Below are 18,552 nucleotides of genomic sequence, written 5' to 3' on the forward strand. Positions count from 1 at the left end.
CGGTCCGCTTTTCTTTCTCCAACCTGCGTTGTTCCTAGAATGGCCGGGTGGAGGACATCGATGTGATCGCGGTGCTGCAGGATCCGGTGCGGCGCCGCCTGTACGAGTACGTGGTGGCGCAGGGTCGTGAAGTCGGCCGCAACGAGGCCGCCGAGGCGGCCGGGGTGGCGCGCACGCTTGCCGCGCACCATCTGGACAGGCTGACCGAGGCCGGGCTGCTGGAGAGTGGCAGCCGCCGGCTGACGGGCCGCTCGGGGCCGGGGGCGGGCCGTCCCGCCAAGGTGTACACGCGGGCGCGGGTCGAGCTGTCGGTGTCGCTGCCCGCCCGCGATTACCGCACGGTCGCCGAGCTGCTGGCCGAGGCCGCCGAGCAAGCGGGGCTGGACGCAGGGCTCTGCGCGGCCGCCCGCGGCCGGGGTGAGGCCCTGCGCGGCTCGGCGGCGCCCTGCGGGGGCCTCGAAGAGGCGATGGAGATGCTGGCCGCCCGCGGCTACGAACCGCACCTGGAAGGCGCCGAGGGCGCGGAGGATGCTCGGGACGCCGAAGGCGTCGAGGGCGCGCCCGGGGCAGCCGCACGCGTCGTCCGTATGCGCAACTGCCCCTTTCACGCCGTCGCCGAACGCTTCCCTCCCCTCGTCTGCGGCATGAACCTCGCGCTCCTGGAGGGGCTGCTCGGTGCGGACGGTCCCGTCCGCGCCCGGATGGACGCCCGGCCGGGGGAGTGCTGCGTGGTGGTCGAGTCTTCTAAAAACAATGATGATTGACATAGAAAACGGCTCGTGCTGGGATGAGGCCATGACCGCATCCCCGCATGCCGCCCACCTCGCCCAACTCAACGTCGCGACGCTCCGCCACCCGCTCGACGACCCGCGCGTGGCGCCCTTCGTCGAGATGCTCGACCCGGTCAACACCGCCGCCGACGGCGCGCCCGGCTTCGTGTGGCGGCTCGCTGAGGAGGGAGCGGCCGACGCCACCGGCCTGCGCCCGGCGGGCGAGAACGTCATCGTCAACCTGTCGGTGTGGGAGACCCAGGAGGCGCTGTGGGACTTCGCCTACCGCAGCGGCCACCTGGAGGTGATGCGGCGGCGCCGCGAATGGTTCGAACGGCACGTCGAGGCGCACATGGTGCTCTGGTGGGTCCCCGCCGGGCACCTCCCGACCGTCGGGGAGGCCTTGGAGCAGCTGGCGGACCTGCGGGCGCACGGGCCGTCCCCGCGCGCGTTCACCTTCGCCTCCTCCTACACCGCGGCCGAGGCCGCCCGGAGCGTGCGGCCGACGCCCGCCGGGGACTCGGCGGCGGTCTGAAGCAGGGACGCCGAAGCCCGGGCGGCCTTCCCCGGCGGCCCTCCCGGGCGTCCTTCCCGTCCACCCCGCCCGACCGCCTGCGGGCACGCGGACCGTGAAGGACGCCCGGTACGTCGTTCAGGAGGCGGTGAAGCGGTTCTTGTCCGTGCACAGGGCCCAGATGATGAAGACGCCGATGGCGATCGAGATGAGGGCCCAGAGCGGCGTGTAGGGCAGCCACAGGAAGTTGAGGATGATGTCCAGCGCGACGATCACCACGCCCGTGACCCTGGCCCAGTCCGCGCCCTTGAGGATGCCGGCACCCACGACCACGAGCACGATGCCCAGGACGAGGTGGATCCAGCCCCACGCCGTGACGTCGAACTTGAAGGTGTAGTCGCCCACCCTCGCGTAGACGTCGTCGTTCGCGATGCCGACGATTCCCTTCAGGATGCCGAGGACGCCTTCCACGAGCATCAGCACACCGGCGAACACGGTGCCGCTCGTCGCCCACGGGTTCTCGTCGGCGGTGTACCTGCTGTTGGGGGCCCTGCTGGGGGGCGTTGCCTGTGCCACGGGAGGCTCCTTCGTCGGGCGGGACGCCGAGGGTCCTGCGCTGCGCCCAGCGTCCGTGGCGGGGGCGCGCGGGGACATTCGAGCGCCGCCATTCGGGTGAATTCGTACGGTGTCCCGGTCCCGCGGCGCCGTCGCGCAGGGCGTACGCCGGAAGGCCGGCGGGGCGGGGTGCCCTGCCGGCCTTCCGTACGAGTTGCTGGTCAGGGGGTCGTCTTGCCGACCTCCAGGTCGGCCGTCGGGTCCTTGACCGTGCCGCCGGGCGGGCCGGCGGCCGCGCTCGTGTTGTTCGCGGGCTTGGGGTCGCCGGTCAGGGAGTCGACGGTGGCGGTGTTGCGGATGTCGGAGCCGTTCCCCGTGTACTCGGGGTCCAGCTTCACCTTGATCACCCAGGTCATCGACGCTCCGGGCGCCAGCCGCGGCAGGGCGCCGCAGGTGACGGTCCGTCCGGAGGTGCACGTGGCGTCGCCCGAGACGAAGCTCAGCGCCGTCGGCAGTGTGTCGGACACCGTGATCTGTTCGGCCTGGGAGGGGCCGTTGTTGGTGACGGTCAGGGCGTAGTCGAAGGTCTCGCCCGGGGCCACGGGGCTGGTCTGGACGGGCTTCTTGGTGATGGCGAGGTCCGCGGCGGGCGCCGTGACGTGCCCGCCGGGCACGGTCGCGGTGCTCGTGTCGTTCCCGCTCGCCGGGTCGATGTTGTCGGCCGTCACCTGTGCGGTGTTCTTCAGGTCACTGCCGTCTCCGGCGTAGGCGGGGTCCACCTTGACGGTGAGCAGGTACTCGACCGTTTCGCCGACCTTGAGCGGGCTGGTGCGCTTGCACGCCACCAGGTGTCCGGCGGCGGTGCATCCGGCCGGGGAGGACGTCACGTACGAGAGGCCCTCGGGGAGCGCGTCGGTGAGTTTGACGTTGAAGGCGTCGGCCGACGGGCCGTTGTTGGAGATCCGGATCCGGTAGTCGAAGGTCTCGCCCGGCACCGGAGGCTTCGTACCGACGGCTTCCTTGACCACTTCCAGGTCCGCGGTCGGCTTGTTGACGGTGCTGCCGGGCAGGCCGGCCGGGCTGCTCGTGTTGTTCTCCGGCTTGGGGTCCTTGGTCCGCGAGCCGGCGGTCGCCGTGTTGCGGATGTCGGATCCGTTGCCGGTGTAGTTGCTGTCGAGGCGGACGGTGAACCGCCAGGTCCGGGATGCCGAGGGTTCCAGTACGGCCACCGGGCCGCAGCTGACCGTACCGTCGGTGACCGAGCAGCCGTCGGGGGAGGAGACGAAGGCGAGCTGCGCGGGCAGCTTGTCGGTGATGGCGGTGCCGAGGGCCCGGGACGGGCCGTCGTTGGTCGCGCTCACCACGTAGTCGAAGGTCTGTCCGGGGGCGACGGGAGTGCTGTCGGCCGTCCGCTTGGTCGTCCACACGTCGGCCTGCGGGGCGGTGACCCCGCCCGGCGGCAGCACGGCCTGCGAGGTGTTGTCGGCGGGCTCCGGCTCCTTGGACGCGGAGGCGGAGGTCGCCGTGTTGCGCAGGTCGCTGCCGTCACCGGAGTAGGCGGCGTCCAGCTTCACCTTGAAGGTCCACACCACCTCGCCGCCGGGGACGAGCCGGGCCAGCGGACCGCAGGTGACGGTGCGTCCGGACGCCGTGCACGGGTCGGCCGAGGAGACGAAGGCCAGCCCGACGGGCAGGGCGTCGGTCACCACGACGTTGCGCGCGTCCGAGGGGCCCTTGTTGGTCGTACGGACCTCGTACTCGTACTCCTGGCCCGGGACCGTCGGCCCCGCGCCCAGCGGGGTCTTGACCGTGGCCAGGTCCGACACGGGATCGAAGGGCCCCGGAGGCAGCACCGGATCCGGCTTGTTGTTGGCGGGGTCGGGATCGGTGGCCTCGGAGCTGCCCGTGGCGCTGTTGCCGAGGTCGGACCCGTCGCCCTGGTACGAGGGGCTCAGCCGGGCCTGGAAGCTCCAGCTCTTGGTCTCCCCGGCGGCAAGCTGCGGTTCGGGCCCGCACGTGACGGTCTGCGCGACGGCGGTGCAACCGTCGGAGGAGCCCACGAAGGAGATCCCGTTGGGGAGCTTGTCCGTGGCGGTGACCTTCCGGGCCACCGACGGGCCCTTGTTCCTCGCGGTCAGCGTGTAGGTGATCAGGTCACCGGGGGCCTTGGCCCGCAGCGTGGTCACCTCGACCGTAGGCCCGCCGCCGGGCAGGGCGGCGGCCCCGGGGACCGGTCCGGCCCACAGGGCCGCGGCGCAGAGCAGCGGAGCCACGGCCCACACCGCCGGCCGCCGGCCTGGTGTCGTCGTCATCGCGCATCGTTTCCGTTTCGTGCGGGAGGACCGTACAGGGAGAGCTGTACGGGAGTTCGGGGGAGTCCAGGCAGTCCGGGGAGTCCTGGGAGTGCTGGGAGTCCGGGCGGTTCGGTCAGGGGAGGCGCCCGGTCAGCCCGCCGTCGCGCGCTTGGCGAGCTCGATGTCGGCGCTCGGCGGGCGGACGCGCCCGCCGGGCACACCGCCGGAGCCGCTGTTGTCGAGCGGGTTCGGATCGGCCGTGTCGGCGCGGGCGGTCGCGGTGTTCCGCGGGCCCGTCGCGTCACCGGTGTACGCCGGGTCGAGGCGCACGGTGAAGGTCCACGACCGGACCCCGCCCGGGTCCAGGGTCGCCGCCGTACCGCAGGTGACGTCCCGGCCGACGGCGGTGCAGCCTCCGGCCGACGCGACGAACGCGAGCGCCGTCGGCAGCGGGTCGGCGACCGTGACCCTCCGGGCCACCGACGGGCCGTCGTTGCGCACGGTCACCGTGTACGTGAAGGTCTCCCCGGGTGCCACGGGGGAGCGGGTCTCGACGGCCTTCACCAGCGACAGGTCGGCCTGGGGGGCCGCTACCCCGCCCGGCGGGGCGGCGGCCGCGCTGGTGTCGTTCGCGGGCTGCGGATCGGGTAGGGCGTGCCGGACGGAGGCGACGTTCCCGAGGTCCGATCCGTCGCCCTGGTAGGCCGGGTCCAGCCGTACGCGTACGGTCCACGAGGTGCTCGTCCCGGCGCTCAGCTGATCGCGGACCGGGCAGGACAGCTGCTGTCCCGAGGCCGTGCACCCGTCGGCGGAGGAGACGAACCGCAGCGGCCCGGGAAGGGTGTCGGAGACCTGGACCGCGGTCGTGTGGGAGGGCCCCAGGTTCCGTGCGGTGATCCGGTACGCGAACTCCCGGCCCGGAACCACCGGTCCGGGGCCGACCCCCTCCTTCTCCGCGGCCACATCGGCGCGCGCCGTCACCACCGTGGCGGCCGCGGTGGAGCTGTTGTCCGCCGGATTGGTGTCCGTACGGTCCGCCGGGGCGGTCACGGTGGCCGTGTTGGACAGGGTGACGGGCTGGGCCGGCGCCGTACCGGTGACCGTGTAGGTGACGGAGCCGCCCCGCTGGAAGTCGGCCGTGGTGTCCAGGGCGTTCCCGCTGCCGGAGGCCCTCCCGCAGGTTCCGCCGGTGTTGGCGCGGCAGGTCCAGGTCACGTCGGTCAGCCCGGGAACGGTGTCGCGCACGGCGGCGCCGGTGACCTCGTTGGCCTGGCTGTTGGAGACGGCCAGGGTGTAGGTCACCGGTCCGCCGCCGGCGGACACGCTCGCGGGGGAGCCCGTCTTGGCGATGGTCAGGTCGGCCGGCACGTTGATGCGCAGGTCGTCGATCTCGTGGATGTTCGTGGCGCCGCCGGTGCTCCCGGAGAATCCCACCTTGAAAGTGGCCGGCAGCTTCGGCTGACCCGTGATGCCCGTGACGTCGAAGTCGGTGATCAGTTGGGTCATGGCCGTGCCGGGGCCGCTGTCGGACCACACCGACAGCAGCATCTTCGTACCGCTGGGCAGCAGGGAGACGCGCACCGTGCGCTCTTTGGCGCGGCTGCCCGTCTCCACGGTCTTGCCCGGCCCGTCGGCGGACGTGGCGAAGCGGTACCCCGTCCTGCCGGTGCCTCCGCCGCGCACCACGATCTTGTTGGGCTGGGCGCCCGGGCCGCCGTTTCCGACCGTGTTCGAGGAGAAGTTGCCGAACTCGTCCAGCCCGATGCCGAGATAGGCGCCCGGTACGCCCGATGTCGCGCAGGTGTCCGCCGCACCCGAACAGGCGTAGCCGAGGGCTCCGCCGGAAGAGCCGGTCCCGTCGGCCGCCGCGCCGTCGGCGAGGTAGAACGACAGCCCGTCACCGCGCTTTCCCTCGAAGGCGGTTCCCCCGTAGCTCGCGTACCTGAACTCGGCGAGGATGCCGAGCGTGGTGGGGAAGGAGTCCTTCAGCTTCCAGGTGCCGGCCTGGGTGGAGCTCGCGGACGTCAGCCGCAGCCAGCCGCCGCCGTCCGGATAGCTCGCGTTGCCGCTGGTGCCGCCCAGGTTGGTGGAACTGTCGAAGTTCTCGTTGACGGGAAAGGCGAGCGCACGGGGCCGGGGGCCGCCGGCGGGGTCGGTGGAGGCGGCCGTGCCGGCCGTCGCGGGCGCGGCGAGGGCTGCCGGCAGGACCAGCGCCGCCGTGCACAGCAAGGCGGCGGCGGCCCTGCGCCACCGGGCACTCCGGGCACTCCGGGCACTCCGGGGCATCGTCATACCGGAACGTTCCTCGTCTTCTCGCGCTGCGGTGGGGCTTGCGGAGGTCGTTCGCCGCGGGGGCCGCGGCGAACAGCAGGTCACGGGCGCCGCACCCGGAACGCCGCCCGCAGCGCCGCTCCCGCGGCCACCAGCGCGGTGGAGGCCCAGAGCAGCCAGGCCGGGACCGTGGCCCCGGAGTCGGCCAGGTCGCCGCGGCCGCCGTGCTGCTCGCGGCCGTCGTGGTGGTCGTCGCGGCCGTGGTGGCCGTCCCCGCGACCGTCCCCGTGACCGTCCTCGCGGCTGTCCTCACGACCGTCGTGCCGGCCGTCGTGCCCGTCGTGCCCGTCGTGCTGGTCCCCGCGCCCTCCGGACACGAGGCACAGCCGCCCGCCGCCCGGCCCGGTGGTCCCCGGCCCGTTGGCGTTGTCCGAGAGGTCGGGGTCGAAACTCGCCGAGGTGACACGGGCGACGTTCTCGATGGGCGCGCACTTCTCGGGCGGCGGCTGGGCCGCCCGGTCCCGGGTGACGGTACGGACCGTGATCCGGTACTCCGCCTTCTCGCCGGCCGCCAGGCGCGCCAGCGGCGGACACACCACCAGCCGGTCCCCGTCCTTCGCGACCGCGCAGTCATCGGGTGAGGAGAGCAGGGTCAGCGACGACGGCAGCAGGTCGGTGACCTGGAGCTGTCGCGCCGTTGCCGGGCCGGCGTTGCGCACCGTGATCAGATACGTGAACTTCTCGCCGGGCCGGACGTGTTCCCGTCCCTCTCCGAGCACCGCCGTCTTGCGGATCGACAGATCCGCGGTCCGCGCACTGGGCGGGATTTCCAGGCCGGTCAGGGAGGTCGTGTTGTTCCGGGAGTCCGGGTCCGACGTGGCCGCGTCGACGACCGCCTCGTTGACGATGTCCGTACCGTCTCCGCGGTAGCCGGCGGCGAGCCGCACGGTGATCACCCACGCGTGCGAGCCGCCCACCGCCAGCGTGGCCAACGGCCCGCACACCGCCGTCCGGCCGCTCGCGGTGCAGCCGTCGCGGGACGAGACGAATTCCAGGGCGAGCGGCAACCGGTCGGTGACGCGCACCTCCCGGGCGGTGGACGGTCCCCGGTTGGTCACCGTCACGACGTAGTCGAACGTCTCCCGGCCCGCCGCGGCGGCGTTCTCGCGGTTGTCCCGGTCGTCCCGGTCGCCCGGGCCGTCGGCCGCCGTCGGCCGCAGCGTGCCCGACACCGCCAGATCCGCGCTCTCCCGCAGCCGCGAGCCGGCAGCGGCTCCGGTGTCCGGCCCGGACCCGTCCACCCGCCCCGTACCGGCGGCAGGCGTCGGCGGTACGGCGGACACCGAAGGTTCCGGGGACGCGGACGCGGACTCGGACACCGTGGTGCCGGGGTCCGCAGGGTCCGACGCCGCGGAAGGCGCCGCGGAGAGGAAGCAGCAGGCCGCCACCACGGAGAAGGCGGTCACCGTGCGCCGGTGCCGGTACGGGCCGTCGGCGCGGCTTCTCGCCACACGTCGCATCGGGTGCCCTTCGGGGGGAGACGACTCGCCCAAGGAGGACCAGTGCGGTGATCTATTCACACAAATGGTCAGGAAGGGTGCATCGGGCGTGATCCTTTATGACTAATGGGTGATCGAATTCAGTCCGTCGGTCGTACGTTCCCCAGGTCAGCCATGGGCGGCGTGCAGCTCGTCGGTGAAGTGGTGGTGGCTGTGCCGCCACCCCGCCCCGGCCCGGCGGGCCCCGTGGAGGTGCGGATGCCCGGGCGTCAGCCCGGTGTGCTCGTGCTCGTGTACGTGGCCCCGGCCCGCCTCCGCCTCCGCCCCCGCGCAGCCGGGGTGCCCGGCCGCGGCCGGCCACAGACGGGCGGCGAGGGCCGCGGCGGCGAGTGCGATCGCGCCGAGGGCCGCCGTCGCCCATCCGAGCCCGCCCTTCGCGCCGACCCAGCCCGCGAGCGGATAGGTCAGCAGCCAGGCGGCGTGCGACAGGGAGAACTGGGCGGCGAACACCGCGGTGCGGTCCCCTTCCGGCGTGGCCCGCCGGAGCACCCGGCCCGCAGGCGTGAGCACCATCGAGCAGGCCGCCCCGAAGGCCGCCCAGGTGCCCAGCAGCGCGGGCCAGCGCCAACCGCCGCCGTGCGCGGAGGTGATGAAGCCGAGGGCGCCGAAGGCCGCGGGGAGCAGCAGGGCGCCGGTCAGCATCACCCGCCGGTCCGGGCGGTTCTCCAGGATTCGCGGCAGTGCCAGGGCCACGGCCATGGACCCGGCTCCGTACGCGCCGAGGGCGAGGGCGACCGACTCGGCGGACAGCCCCAGGAAGTCCCGTACGTACACGACGGAGTTGACCGTGACCACGGCTCCGGCGGCCGCGACCGCGAGGTTCATCGCCAGCAGGGACCGCAGCTGCGGGGCGCGGAGGAACAGCCGCGTCCCCGCGGTGGCCTTGGCGTACCCGCCCGGACCCGACGCGGAGACGGCCCGCGCCCGCCGGGGCAGGGCGGCGGACACCACGAGCGCGGACGAGGCGAGGAAGCCGGCCGCCGTACCGAGGAACAGCCGGTCGTAGCTGACCACCGACAGCAGCGCGGCCGCGAGCGCGGGGCTGAAGAGGCTCTCCAGGTCGTAGGCGAGCCGGGAGAGGGACAGGGCCCGCGTGTAGGCGCGCTCCTCCGGCAGGACGTCGGGGATCAGGGCCTGGAAGGCCGGGGTGAAGGCGGCCGAGGCGGTTTGCAGCAGGAAGATCAGGGCGTAGACCTGCCACACCTGGCCCACGAACGGCAGGAACAGTGCGACCCCCGCCCTGACCAGGTCGGAGCCGACCAGGAGGGCCCGGCGCGGCAGCCGGTCGGCCACCGCGGCGATCGCCGGGGCGATGGCGACGTACGCCACCATCTTGATCGCGAGCGCCGTCCCGAGCACCGAACCCGCGTCGGCGCCCGCGAGGTCGTACGCGAGCAGGCCGAGGGCCACGGTGGCCAGGCCGGTGCCGGTCAGGGCGATGACCTGGGCGCCGAACAGGCGGCGGTAGGTGCGGTCGCGCAGCACGCTCGGCATGCGGTTCCCTCCGGGCCGGGTGGATGGGCGAGGGCGAGGCCTCCAATGTATCCACACATGCGCATCTGCGCACATGTCTGGTGGATTGCGGCTCCGCCCTCCCCCTGCGCCTCCGCGGAGCGACCTACCCTGTGGGGTATGCCAGCTCGCGAACCTCAGCCACCTGCACCCGATGCGCACCTACGGGATCCCGACAGGGCGCGTCTCGCCGAGGCGACCGAGGTCTTCGCGATGCTCTCGGACATCACCCGGCTGCACCTCCTGTGGCTGCTCGCCCAGGAGGAGTCGGACGTCGGCTCGCTAGCGGAGCGCTGCGCCGCGTCGAGGACCGCGGTGAGCCAGCACCTGGCGAAACTGCGGCTGGCGGGCCTCGTCGACACCCGCCGCGAGGGCCGGCGCATCCACTACAGCCTGCGCGACGGGCATCTGCGCCGACTCGTCCTGGAAGCCCTCAGCCACGCCGACCACCGGGTCAGCGGAACGGCCCCGCACAACTGACCCCGCGGCGGCGGGCCCGGCGCCCCGGCCGGCCCCCGCGCGCTCTACTGGCACGGACAGCCGTGCCGCCTCGTGCCGCCCCCTGCGCAGGAGTGCACGGGAGTGCACGGGAGTGCGCACGGGCGTGCGGGAGTGCGTAGGAGACACCGGAAGGGCGGCCGATGGACTACCGACAGACGGACACCTCCACCCTCGTCACGATCGGCCACCTCACGGTGGCCTTCGCCCTCACCTACCTCCTCGGCTTCGAACGCACCCTGAGGGGGGCCGTCGCGGGCAACCGGACCTTCTCCATGATCGGCGTGGGCGCCGCCCTCGTGGCCGTTCTCGCCCTGGACGGCGCACCCAACGCCCTCGCGGGAGTCGTCACCGGCGTCGGGTTCATCGGAGGCGGCCTGGTCTTCCGGCAGAGCCGCACCGAGGGCGACCTCGTCCACGGGGTGACCACTGCCGGAGCGATCTTCGCGGCGGCCGCGATCGGCGCGGCCGCCGGTCAAGGCCGCCTCGCGCTGGCGGCCTCGGCCACGGCCTTCGTGATCCTGGCGCTGGAGACCCGCCACATCCCCTGCCTCCCCCCGGCCGGATCAGGTGCGGGAGGAGTCGCGGACCGTGCACGTGGCGCTGTCCGCCGGGCACCAGTGGGTACGCCCGCCGACCAGGTGGAGTTCGAGCGCGGCGTCCCGCATGCCCTGGCGGTCCAGCGCTTCGCGCAGCGCGGTGGGGGCGGGCTGCGGCGGCAGTCCCAGTACGCCCACCACGACGACTCCGCTGCGGGCCTCGACCGAGGCGATCTGCCAGTTGCCCGCGGCGGCCCACCGCTCGGCCACCGGCCGCGCGTTCGCCGCGAGCGCGCGGTCCCGGGCGACGGAGAGGGTGCCGACGCTGAGCGGTACGGCGACCAGCAGCACGATGGCCGCGACCGCGGCCAGGGTCCGGCCGCGGAACGCGCCCACCGCGATGCCGGCCTCCCCGGCGCCGGCCCGGACCCCGTAGGCGAGGAAGACCACCGTTCCGGTGGCGACGATGGCCGCGACGTTGGTGGCGAACAGGAGCGCGGACTGGCTCGCGTCGTGGAAGCGGTGCGTGGTGATCAGGAGCCCGGTGACGGCCAGGGGCGGCACCAGGGAGATGGCGATCGCCACCCCCGGGAGGGTGTCGGAGATGTCGGAGCGCACCAGGGCGAAGGCTCCGACCGTTCCGGTGGCCAGGGCGGCGACCAGGTCGATCAGCCGGGGGCTGATGCGCGAGGAGACCTGACTGTTCGAGGCGAAGGCGTCGGGCGGCGACACGAGCCACCCCATCAGCATGCCGATGGCCACCACCGTCAGGGCCCCGCCGAGCACCAGGAGCGCGCAGCGCACCACTTGGTGCCGGTCGGCGAGGACCAGTGCGAGCGCGCTGCCGAGGATCGGGGTCATCAGCGGGGCGACGATCATCGCTCCGATCACGGTCGCCGTCGAGTCCCCGACGACGCCCGCGGACGCGATGACCGCCGCGAGTACGAGCAGGACCCAGAAGCGGGTGGAGCTGGGGCTGCGCCAGGCGCGTTCGATGAACAGGGCCGTGACCATCCGGTCCGCGGCGGTGGCGTCGACTCGTGGCATGACGGCCTGCCCTCATGGTTGATGAAATGTCATCATATGTTCCGTTCTGTCGTGTGGGTGGTGAAGGAGAGTGCGGCTCCCTGCGCGTTCTGCCGATTCCGTCAATGCGCCTGCACGCATTGGATAGCCGCACTATCCTCATCGCGTGGATCAGCTGATCGTCGAAGACCCGACCCGTATCGGCCCGTACCGTCTGATCGCCCGGCTGGGTGCCGGCGGCATGGGCCTGGTGTACCTCGGCCGCTCCGAGGGCGGGCGCACCGTCGCGGTGAAGGTCGTGCAGGCCGAGTACGCCGGGAACCCGGAGTTCCGCAGGCGCTTCGCCCGGGAAGTGGCCGCCGCACGTCGGGTGGGCGGGAGTTGGACCGCGGCCGTGCTCGACGCGGACCCCGAGGCCGCCGTGCCCTGGGTGGCGACCCAGTACATCCCGGGGCCCGACCTGCACGCCGTGGTCGCCAAGGACTTCGGGCCGCTGCCCGAGCACTCGGTGCGCACCCTCGCCAACCGGCTCGCCCTCGCCCTGCAAGCCGTGCACGAGGCGGGCCTGATCCACCGCGACCTCAAGCCCTCCAACGTCCTGGTCACCGTCGACGGCCCGCGCGTCATCGACTTCGGCATCGCCCGGGCGATGGACAGCCTCGCCGGGGACAGCCTGCTCACCCACACCGGCATGCTGATCGGCTCGGCCGGGTTCATGTCGCCGGAGCAGGTCCGCGGCCTCGAACTCACCCCCGCCAGCGACGTCTTCTGCCTCGGGGCCGTCCTCGTCTACGCCGCCACCGGACGGCTCCTCTTCGGCGCCGCGGACACCGGCCTGAACGCCCACCTCTTCCGGGTCGCCGAGGAGGAGGCGGACCTGACCGGCGTGCCGGAGGAGCTCATCGAGCTCGTACGCGCCTGCCTGCACAAGGACCCGGCCCGGCGGCCCACGCCCCGGCAGGTGGTCGAACGCACGTCGCCGGACCGGGCCGGGGAATGGCTTCCCGGCACGGTGCTCGCCCAACTCGGCCGCCACGCCGCCGAGCTGCTGGACTTCGCCCCCGCGATGCCCGCCGAGCCCCCCGCCGCGCAGGCCGACCCCCGCGTCCCGTCCGCGCGCCCCGAGCCCTGGCTCCCCGTGCCCCCGCCGCCCGAGTACGCCCCCACGGCCCCCGCGGACTTCGGCCCCGCGCAGGGGTTCGGGCCGCCCCCGGTCCCCACCGGCGGCGGCTGGACCGCGACGCCTTCCACGGCCTCCGGGGAGTCCGCCTCCCCACACTCCAAGCGCTGGCGGGGCCTGGCGGTGGCCGCTCTCGCGCAGCTGATGGTGGTGTTCCAAGCGACGCTCTTCAGTGCGGCGTTGCCGGGCCTCCACAGGGACCTCCGCATCGACGGCCCGGGTCCGTTCTTCACCGCGTACGTGGTCGCCTTCGGCGCGGTGCTCCTGTTCGGTGGGCACCTCGTGGACCTCTTGGGGCGGCGGCGGACGATGCTCATCGGCCTGGTCGGATTCGCGGCGGCCTGCGCGCTCGGCGCCGCCGGCGGTTCCGGCGGGGTGCTCGTCGCGGCCCGCGTCCTGCAGGGCGTCTTCGGCGCGCTGGTGACCCCGGCCGGACTCGCCCTGGTGGCCGCGGGCTTCACCGACCCCAAGGAACGCGGCAAGGCATTCGGGATCTACGCCACGCTCGTGGGCGGCGGTTCCGCGCTCGTGCTGTTCGCGAGCGGATGGCTCGTCGAGGGCCTGGCCTGGGAGGTGGCGCTGTACGCCGCCGTCCCCATCGCGGTGATCGCCCTGATCTGCGCCCTCGCCCTGCCGCACGACCGCCCGGCCCCCGGCGGCGCCCGCCTCGACGTGCCCGGCGTGCTGCTCGGCTCCAGCGCGGTCGCCGCCCTCGTCTACGGCCTCGGCGCGAGCGAGTCGCACGGCTGGGGCGCCCCCCTGGCGCTGCTCCCGGTCGCGGTCGGCGCCGTCCTGCTCGCGGTCTTCCTGCAGCGGCAGACCAGGTCTGCGCACCCGCTCCTGCCCCCGTACGTCCTGGGGGACCGCAACCGCGCCGGCAGCCTCCTCGCCCTGCTCCTGGCCGGGGCCGGCCTCCTGATCCTGTTCCTGTCCGTGAGTTTCCACCTGCAGTACGTACTCGGCTACGCCCCGAGCGTGATCGGGTTGCTCCTGCTCCCCATGTTCGCGGCAGTCGTCATCGGATCCACCCAGATCTCCGGCCGACTGCTCCACCGCGCCGCGCCCAACGTCCTGATCGCGGCCGGGCTGGTGCTCACGGCCGCCGGGCTGCTGCTCCTGACCGGCCTGGAGGTCAACGGCGTGTACGAGGCCCGGGTGCTGCCCGGCACGATCCTCGCCGGCCTCGGCACCGGCCTGGCTTTCGCCCCGATCCTCGCCACCGCGACCAACGGCGTCGCCCCGCGGCACGTCGGGGCCGCCTCGGCGGCCGTCATGACGGCCCTCCACCTGGGCGAGGCGATCAGTGGCGCGGTGCTCGCCGCCGTCTTCGCCGGCCGCTCGCGGGCCGGGTCGTACGACGAGGTGGACGAGTACCTGGTGAGCGGTTACACCGCCACCCTCTGGTGGGCGTTCGGCGGAGTGCTGCTCGCGGCCCTCCTCGCCGGCCTGATGGTGAACGCCAGGCCCTCACGGAGCGACGCTCCGCAGGCCGCCGGGCCGTCCCGGTAGGTGATCAGCCCCGGCCGCGTACGAGCGTGAACACCGCGCCCTCCGGGTCCGTGACCACGGCCAGCCGGCCGCTCAGCCCCTCGCGCGGCGGCTGGACGATCCGGCCGCCGAGCCGCAGGACCAGGGCGGCCGCCGCGTCGGTGTCCTCCACCTCGAAGTACGTCATCCAGTGCGGCCCCCGGTCGTGGGGCAGCGAGCGGCCGACCCCGTGCACGGCGGCCACCGGCCGGCCCCGCAGGGACAGGGTGAGGTAGTCGAATTCGTCGGCGGCATCGCCCGCGCCGGGATGCGCGAGGGCCTCGTGGCCGAAGACGTGCTCGTAGAACTTCCCGACCGTCGAGGTGTCCTGCGTGACCAGCTCGTGCCACACCGGGGTGCCGGGCCCTCCGGCCAGCCGGGTGCCGAGGTGGGACGCCGCCTGCCAGAGCCCGAAGATCGCGCCCAGCGGGTCCGAGCAGATCGCCACCCGTCCCGCGATCCCGGCGTCGAGCGGGCCCACCGCGACCGTGCCGCCGCAGGAGCGGATGGATTCGGCCGTGGCGTCGGCATCGTCCGTGGCCAGGTACGTGGTCCAGGCCACCGGGAGCTGCCGGTCCGGCGGCATCTCGCCGATGCCGGCCACTTCCCGCCCGCCGAGCATGGCCCGGACGTACGGGCCGAGCTGCTCGGGGCCGGGCTCGTACTCCCAGCCGAACAGGTCGGCGTAGAACTCCTCGGTCGTCCCGAGGCCGTGCACCATCAGGCTCGCCCAGCACGGCGTGCCGGGCGTGCGCCGCGTTGCTTCCGATGCCTCGGTCATGTCAGCCGTCTCCTCCGTCGTCACGCTCGTGACCCTTCCCGGAGCTGATGCTTCCACTCCGGGGGGCCCGGCGCGCCCCGACCGGCCGGGTTTCGCGGGAGCCGGGAGAGATGACCGGATCAGTGCGGCCCGTCCCGGCCCGTCGATGTACAGCTTGTTACGCGGGGTGTGTGGCGGGGAGCAAAATGGCCCGCATGACTGCGAACCCGCCCCGCTCCCCGCTCGTCTCCGCCGCCGACCTGAAGGAGGAGCTGGCCGGCCCGCTGCCGCCGGTGCTCCTCGACGTCCGCTGGCAGCTCGGAGGCCCGAACCTGCGGCCCGAGTACGAGGCCGGACACCTCCCGAACGCCGTCTACGTCGACCTCGACGCGGAACTGGCAGGTCCGGCGGGCTCCGGCGGCCGGCACCCGCTGCCGGATCCGGAGGAGTTCGGGGCGGTGATGAGGCGGGCCGGGGTTTCGGCGGACGTGCCGGTGGTCGTGTACGACGGCGGCCAGGGCTGGGCCGCGGCGCGCGCGTGGTGGTTGTTGCGCTGGACGGGTCACCCGCGCGTACGGGTCCTGGACGGGGGCCTGACCGCGTGGAAGGCCGGTGACGGTCCGCTGTCGGCCGGGATCACTCCTGTGAGCGAGGGCGATTTCAAGCCAAATCCGGGTGCCATCGGACTGCTGGACGCGGACGGGGCGGCGGCGCTGGCCCGGACGGGTGTGCTGCTGGACGCACGGGCGGGCGAGCGGTACCGCGGCGAAGTCGAACCGATCGACCCGGTCGGTGGCCACATCCCGGGGGCGCTGTCGGCGCCGACCACGGAGAACGCGGGACCCGACGGGCTGCTCCTGGACCGCGACGCCCTGCGGGCCCGCTTCGAGGGCCTCGGCGTGCACGCCGACACCGCCACCCCGGTCGGTGTCTACTGCGGCTCGGGCGTCTCGGCGGCCCACGAGGTCCTGGCCCTGGCGGCGGCGGGCATCCCGGCGGCGCTGTACGCGGGCAGCTGGTCGGAATGGTCCGCGGACCCGACGCGCGAGGTGGCGGTCGGCGAACTGCCGGGCTAGGGCGTCTCTTTCAGATCTTGCCCGGCCCCCATCGGGGACCGGGCAAGACCCGTGCTACTCCTGCTTCTTGCGGCGGGTGCCGAAGACGATCTCGTCCCAGCTCGGCACCGCCGCGCGGCGGCCCGGTCGGACCCCGTCGGCCTCGGCCTGCCGGTCGGTCGTGCCCGTCAGCCGGTCCCGGTGTCCCGCCACGGTGCGCGGCATCAGGACGTCCGCGTACGCGGAACCCGCACCGGCCGACGCCGAAGCGGCGGGCGGCTCCTCCACCTCCGGCTCCGTCACCGGCTCCGGAACGACCAGGTCGCCGCGGAAGCTCGGTACCGCCTCGAGCAGGGCCGTCAGCGTGTCCCGCTCCTCCTCGGCCTCCGGCTCCGGCGGAGGGGGCGGCGTGGGGCGTTCCATCTGACGGTCGAGCGCCCGGTCCAGCGGCCGGTCCCGGGGCAGCCGCGCGATCCTCGGCACGAACGGGAAGCTCGGCTCCGGGGTCGCCGGCAGGTCGTCCGACTCGCCGATCAGCGAGCGGGCCTCGTCGTCCACGGCCACGACCAGCCGGCGCGGCGGGTCGTACGTCCAGCTCGCCGAGTGCGGTTCGCCCGCGACCCGGTAGACCAGCAGGACCTCCCAGGTGCCGTCGTCGCGGCGCCAGGAGTCCCACTGGACGGATTCCTTCTCTGCCCCGCGCAGCGAGAGCCTTTCCTGCACGGCCTCGCCGAGCTGGGGACCGGTGTTCTCGCCGGGCCGGCGCACGGGGGTCTTGCGGGCCCGCTCCGCCATGAACGCGCGCTCGGCGAGCACGGGGCCCTCGAAGCGGCGTACGCGGTCGACGGGGATGCCGGCGAGCTGAGCGACCTCCTCCGCGGAGGCACCGGCCCGTATGCGGGCCTGGATGTCGCGGGGGCGGAGGTGGCTCTCCACCTCGATCTCGATCTGGTTCAGGCGCGCACGGTCGTTGCGCACGGCAGCCCGGAGACGCTCGTCGATCGGAAGCGTGTACTCCGTGCTGTCCGCAGCCTTGAGCACCAGTCGTGTGCCGTCATTTGAGACGGCCACGACACGCAGTTCGGGCATGGGGACCTCCCGGGTGGTGCCTGCCGACGTCACGTGCGTCGCTGCTTCCGCTAGTCGAGTGTGGCCTGCCCGGGTGCAGCCTGCCACTACCTTGCCGAGTTAAACCGGCGTGTCGGGCATGCGCCCTTGATCGCTGTTATGGCACGGTTACCTGTTGGGCACGCACAGTGACCGAACGATTACTGTGCGCAGCAGGATCCCGTGCAAAACCGCGGCATCGCCGGTCTCGAGTGCCGTTTTTCCATCAGCCGGCCCCTCTCCCGAGTCCGGACATCCGAAAGGAAGGACGGCCCCAGGGCTCGCCACAGTACTCCATTCGGGCCACCCGGGTGGACCGCCGCGCCGCCGAACTTGTCTCGGACGGCGGGAGTTGGGCTGCCCTGGATCGGGGCCGCATCCGGCCGGACCTGCGCGTGCGCCCGTTTTCGGGTGTCCTGCTTCACAGAATCTCCGGAAACGGAACTATCCGTTTCGCTGATGTGTCAGTAACGGGAGAAGGCGTTGGAGCGCGAGGGGCAGGACACGCAGGGGATGGCGATGGGTCAGAAGACGGTGCTGGACGTGGAACCGGAGCGGGAGAAGGAGAAGAAGAAGCTCGATCTGAGTGCGGCTCAGGTCGCGGGTTCCTCCCTCGCCACGGTCGCGGCGGCCCTGCTGGCCTCGCAGATGGGCGTCTACGGGACCATCCTCGGCGCCGGCGTGGTGAGCGTGGTGGCCACCGCGGGCGGACCCGTCATCCAGCACTTCTTCCGCCGCACCGGCGACCAGCTCCGCGAGACGGCCCGGCCGAAGGCCCGTCAGGTCCCCGTCGACGGGCCCGGTGCCACCCCCGCGGGGCGGGCACCGGACGGCACGATGCTGTTGGGCACCGTTTCCGGCGGCGGCCCGCTGCCCGACGAGGAGTTCGGCGCGGGCACCGTCCACGGCACCCGGATGCGGGGCTGGAAGCGGACGGCAGTGGCTTCCGGCGCGGCCTTCGCCATAGCGCTCGGCGGGCTGGGGACCTACGAGGCGGTGGCCGGCACCTCGGTGAGCGCGGACGGCAAGACGCTCCTCACCGGCGGCGTCGGAACGGCCCGCGACCACAAGCCCGACCGGCCCGAGGGCCCGTCGGGCACGGGCGCCGGCGAGAAGGGCGGGAAGACCCCGGACACCGGGAACTCCCCGAGCCCCTCGCACTCGAACGGCAACCACACCCCGAAGCCCGACCCGGACCCCTCGGGTTCACCGGACCCCACCCCGACCCCGACCCCCACCCCGACTCCGACGCCCACGCCGACCCCGACGCCCACCCCGACCCCGACTCCCACGCCGGGCACCGGGAAGCCGACACCGGGCAGCGGTACGGGCAGCGGCACGGGCGCCGGCCAGGAGTCGCAGACGCCCTGAGGTCGCCCGGGCTC

14 protein-coding genes and 1 pseudogene are annotated in these 18,552 nt (G+C 73.5%); 7 read left to right on the forward strand and 8 right to left on the reverse strand.

Annotated elements, in window-relative coordinates; translation table 11 throughout:
* Window positions 1-47 precede the first annotated feature (47 nt).
* Both OG247_RS31365 and OG247_RS31370 read left to right on the forward strand, forming a co-directional pair.
* A complete protein-coding gene (locus OG247_RS31365) occupies window positions 48-764 on the forward strand; it encodes a helix-turn-helix transcriptional regulator (RefSeq protein WP_327255325.1) in 717 nt (238 codons plus the stop codon).
* A 31-nt stretch (window positions 765-795) separates the two neighbouring features.
* Complete coding sequence (locus tag OG247_RS31370) at window positions 796-1,305, forward strand: DUF3291 domain-containing protein (protein ID WP_327255326.1); 510 nt, start codon at window positions 796-798, stop codon at window positions 1,303-1,305.
* Window positions 1,306-1,422: 117 nt separating this feature from the next.
* Here OG247_RS31370 and OG247_RS31375 read toward each other — a convergent pair whose 3' ends face one another.
* The 5 genes from OG247_RS31375 to OG247_RS31395 form a co-directional block, all read right to left on the reverse strand.
* Window positions 1,423-1,860: a DUF7144 family membrane protein gene (locus OG247_RS31375; RefSeq protein ID WP_327255327.1), complete on the reverse strand. Its 438-nt coding sequence runs from the start codon at window positions 1,858-1,860 to the stop codon at window positions 1,423-1,425.
* Window positions 1,861-2,060: 200 nt separating this feature from the next.
* A complete protein-coding gene (locus OG247_RS31380; RefSeq protein WP_327255328.1) occupies window positions 2,061-4,151 on the reverse strand; it encodes a DUF11 domain-containing protein in 2,091 nt (696 codons plus the stop codon).
* Between the two features lie 132 nt (window positions 4,152-4,283).
* Window positions 4,284-6,425, reverse strand: a complete 2,142-nt coding sequence (locus OG247_RS31385) for a lectin-like domain-containing protein (RefSeq protein ID WP_327255329.1) — start codon at window positions 6,423-6,425, stop codon at window positions 4,284-4,286.
* An 80-nt stretch (window positions 6,426-6,505) separates the two neighbouring features.
* Complete coding sequence (locus OG247_RS31390) at window positions 6,506-7,915, reverse strand: DUF11 domain-containing protein (protein WP_327255330.1); 1,410 nt, start codon at window positions 7,913-7,915, stop codon at window positions 6,506-6,508.
* Between the two features lie 156 nt (window positions 7,916-8,071).
* Window positions 8,072-9,457: an MFS transporter gene (locus OG247_RS31395; RefSeq protein WP_327255331.1), complete on the reverse strand. Its 1,386-nt coding sequence runs from the start codon at window positions 9,455-9,457 to the stop codon at window positions 8,072-8,074.
* A gap of 138 nt (window positions 9,458-9,595) precedes the next feature.
* Here OG247_RS31395 and OG247_RS31400 point away from each other — a divergent pair, with 138 nt between their 5' ends.
* The gene (locus tag OG247_RS31400) at window positions 9,596-9,955 is read left to right on the forward strand and encodes an ArsR/SmtB family transcription factor (RefSeq protein WP_327255332.1); all 360 of its coding nucleotides are present in this window, start codon (window positions 9,596-9,598) and stop codon (window positions 9,953-9,955) included.
* A gap of 161 nt (window positions 9,956-10,116) precedes the next feature.
* Window positions 10,117-10,497: pseudogene (locus tag OG247_RS44920) on the forward strand (MgtC/SapB family protein); the annotation flags it as partial.
* A gap of 42 nt (window positions 10,498-10,539) precedes the next feature.
* Here OG247_RS44920 and OG247_RS31405 read toward each other — a convergent pair.
* Window positions 10,540-11,559, reverse strand: coding sequence for a TIGR00341 family protein (locus OG247_RS31405; RefSeq protein WP_327255333.1), 1,020 nt, complete (start codon window positions 11,557-11,559; stop codon window positions 10,540-10,542).
* 145 nt (window positions 11,560-11,704) lie between these two features.
* On the opposite strand from OG247_RS31405, the gene OG247_RS31410 reads away from it, so the two are divergent.
* Window positions 11,705-14,227 carry an MDR family MFS transporter gene (locus tag OG247_RS31410; protein WP_327255334.1) on the forward strand — a complete coding sequence of 841 codons (2,523 nt, stop codon included), beginning with the start codon at window positions 11,705-11,707 and terminating at the stop codon, window positions 14,225-14,227.
* A 4-nt stretch (window positions 14,228-14,231) separates the two neighbouring features.
* Here OG247_RS31410 and OG247_RS31415 read toward each other — a convergent pair whose 3' ends face one another.
* Window positions 14,232-15,026, reverse strand: a complete 795-nt coding sequence (locus OG247_RS31415) for a VOC family protein (protein ID WP_327255335.1) — start codon at window positions 15,024-15,026, stop codon at window positions 14,232-14,234.
* Between the two features lie 194 nt (window positions 15,027-15,220).
* Here OG247_RS31415 and OG247_RS31420 point away from each other — a divergent pair, with 194 nt between their 5' ends.
* Window positions 15,221-16,081, forward strand: coding sequence for a sulfurtransferase (locus OG247_RS31420; RefSeq protein WP_327255336.1), 861 nt, complete (start codon window positions 15,221-15,223; stop codon window positions 16,079-16,081).
* Between the two features lie 54 nt (window positions 16,082-16,135).
* Here OG247_RS31420 and sepH read toward each other — a convergent pair whose 3' ends face one another.
* Window positions 16,136-17,149 (reverse strand): septation protein SepH, encoded by a 1,014-nt coding sequence (gene sepH, locus OG247_RS31425; RefSeq protein WP_327255337.1) that lies wholly within the window; start codon window positions 17,147-17,149, stop codon window positions 16,136-16,138.
* Window positions 17,150-17,686: 537 nt separating this feature from the next.
* Between sepH and OG247_RS31430 the strand changes: the two genes are divergently transcribed.
* Window positions 17,687-18,538 (forward strand): hypothetical protein, encoded by an 852-nt coding sequence (locus OG247_RS31430; protein WP_327255338.1) that lies wholly within the window; start codon window positions 17,687-17,689, stop codon window positions 18,536-18,538.
* Window positions 18,539-18,552 lie beyond the last annotated feature (14 nt).

Source organism: Streptomyces sp. NBC_01244 (assembly GCF_035987325.1).
Classification (GTDB): domain Bacteria; phylum Actinomycetota; class Actinomycetes; order Streptomycetales; family Streptomycetaceae; genus Streptomyces.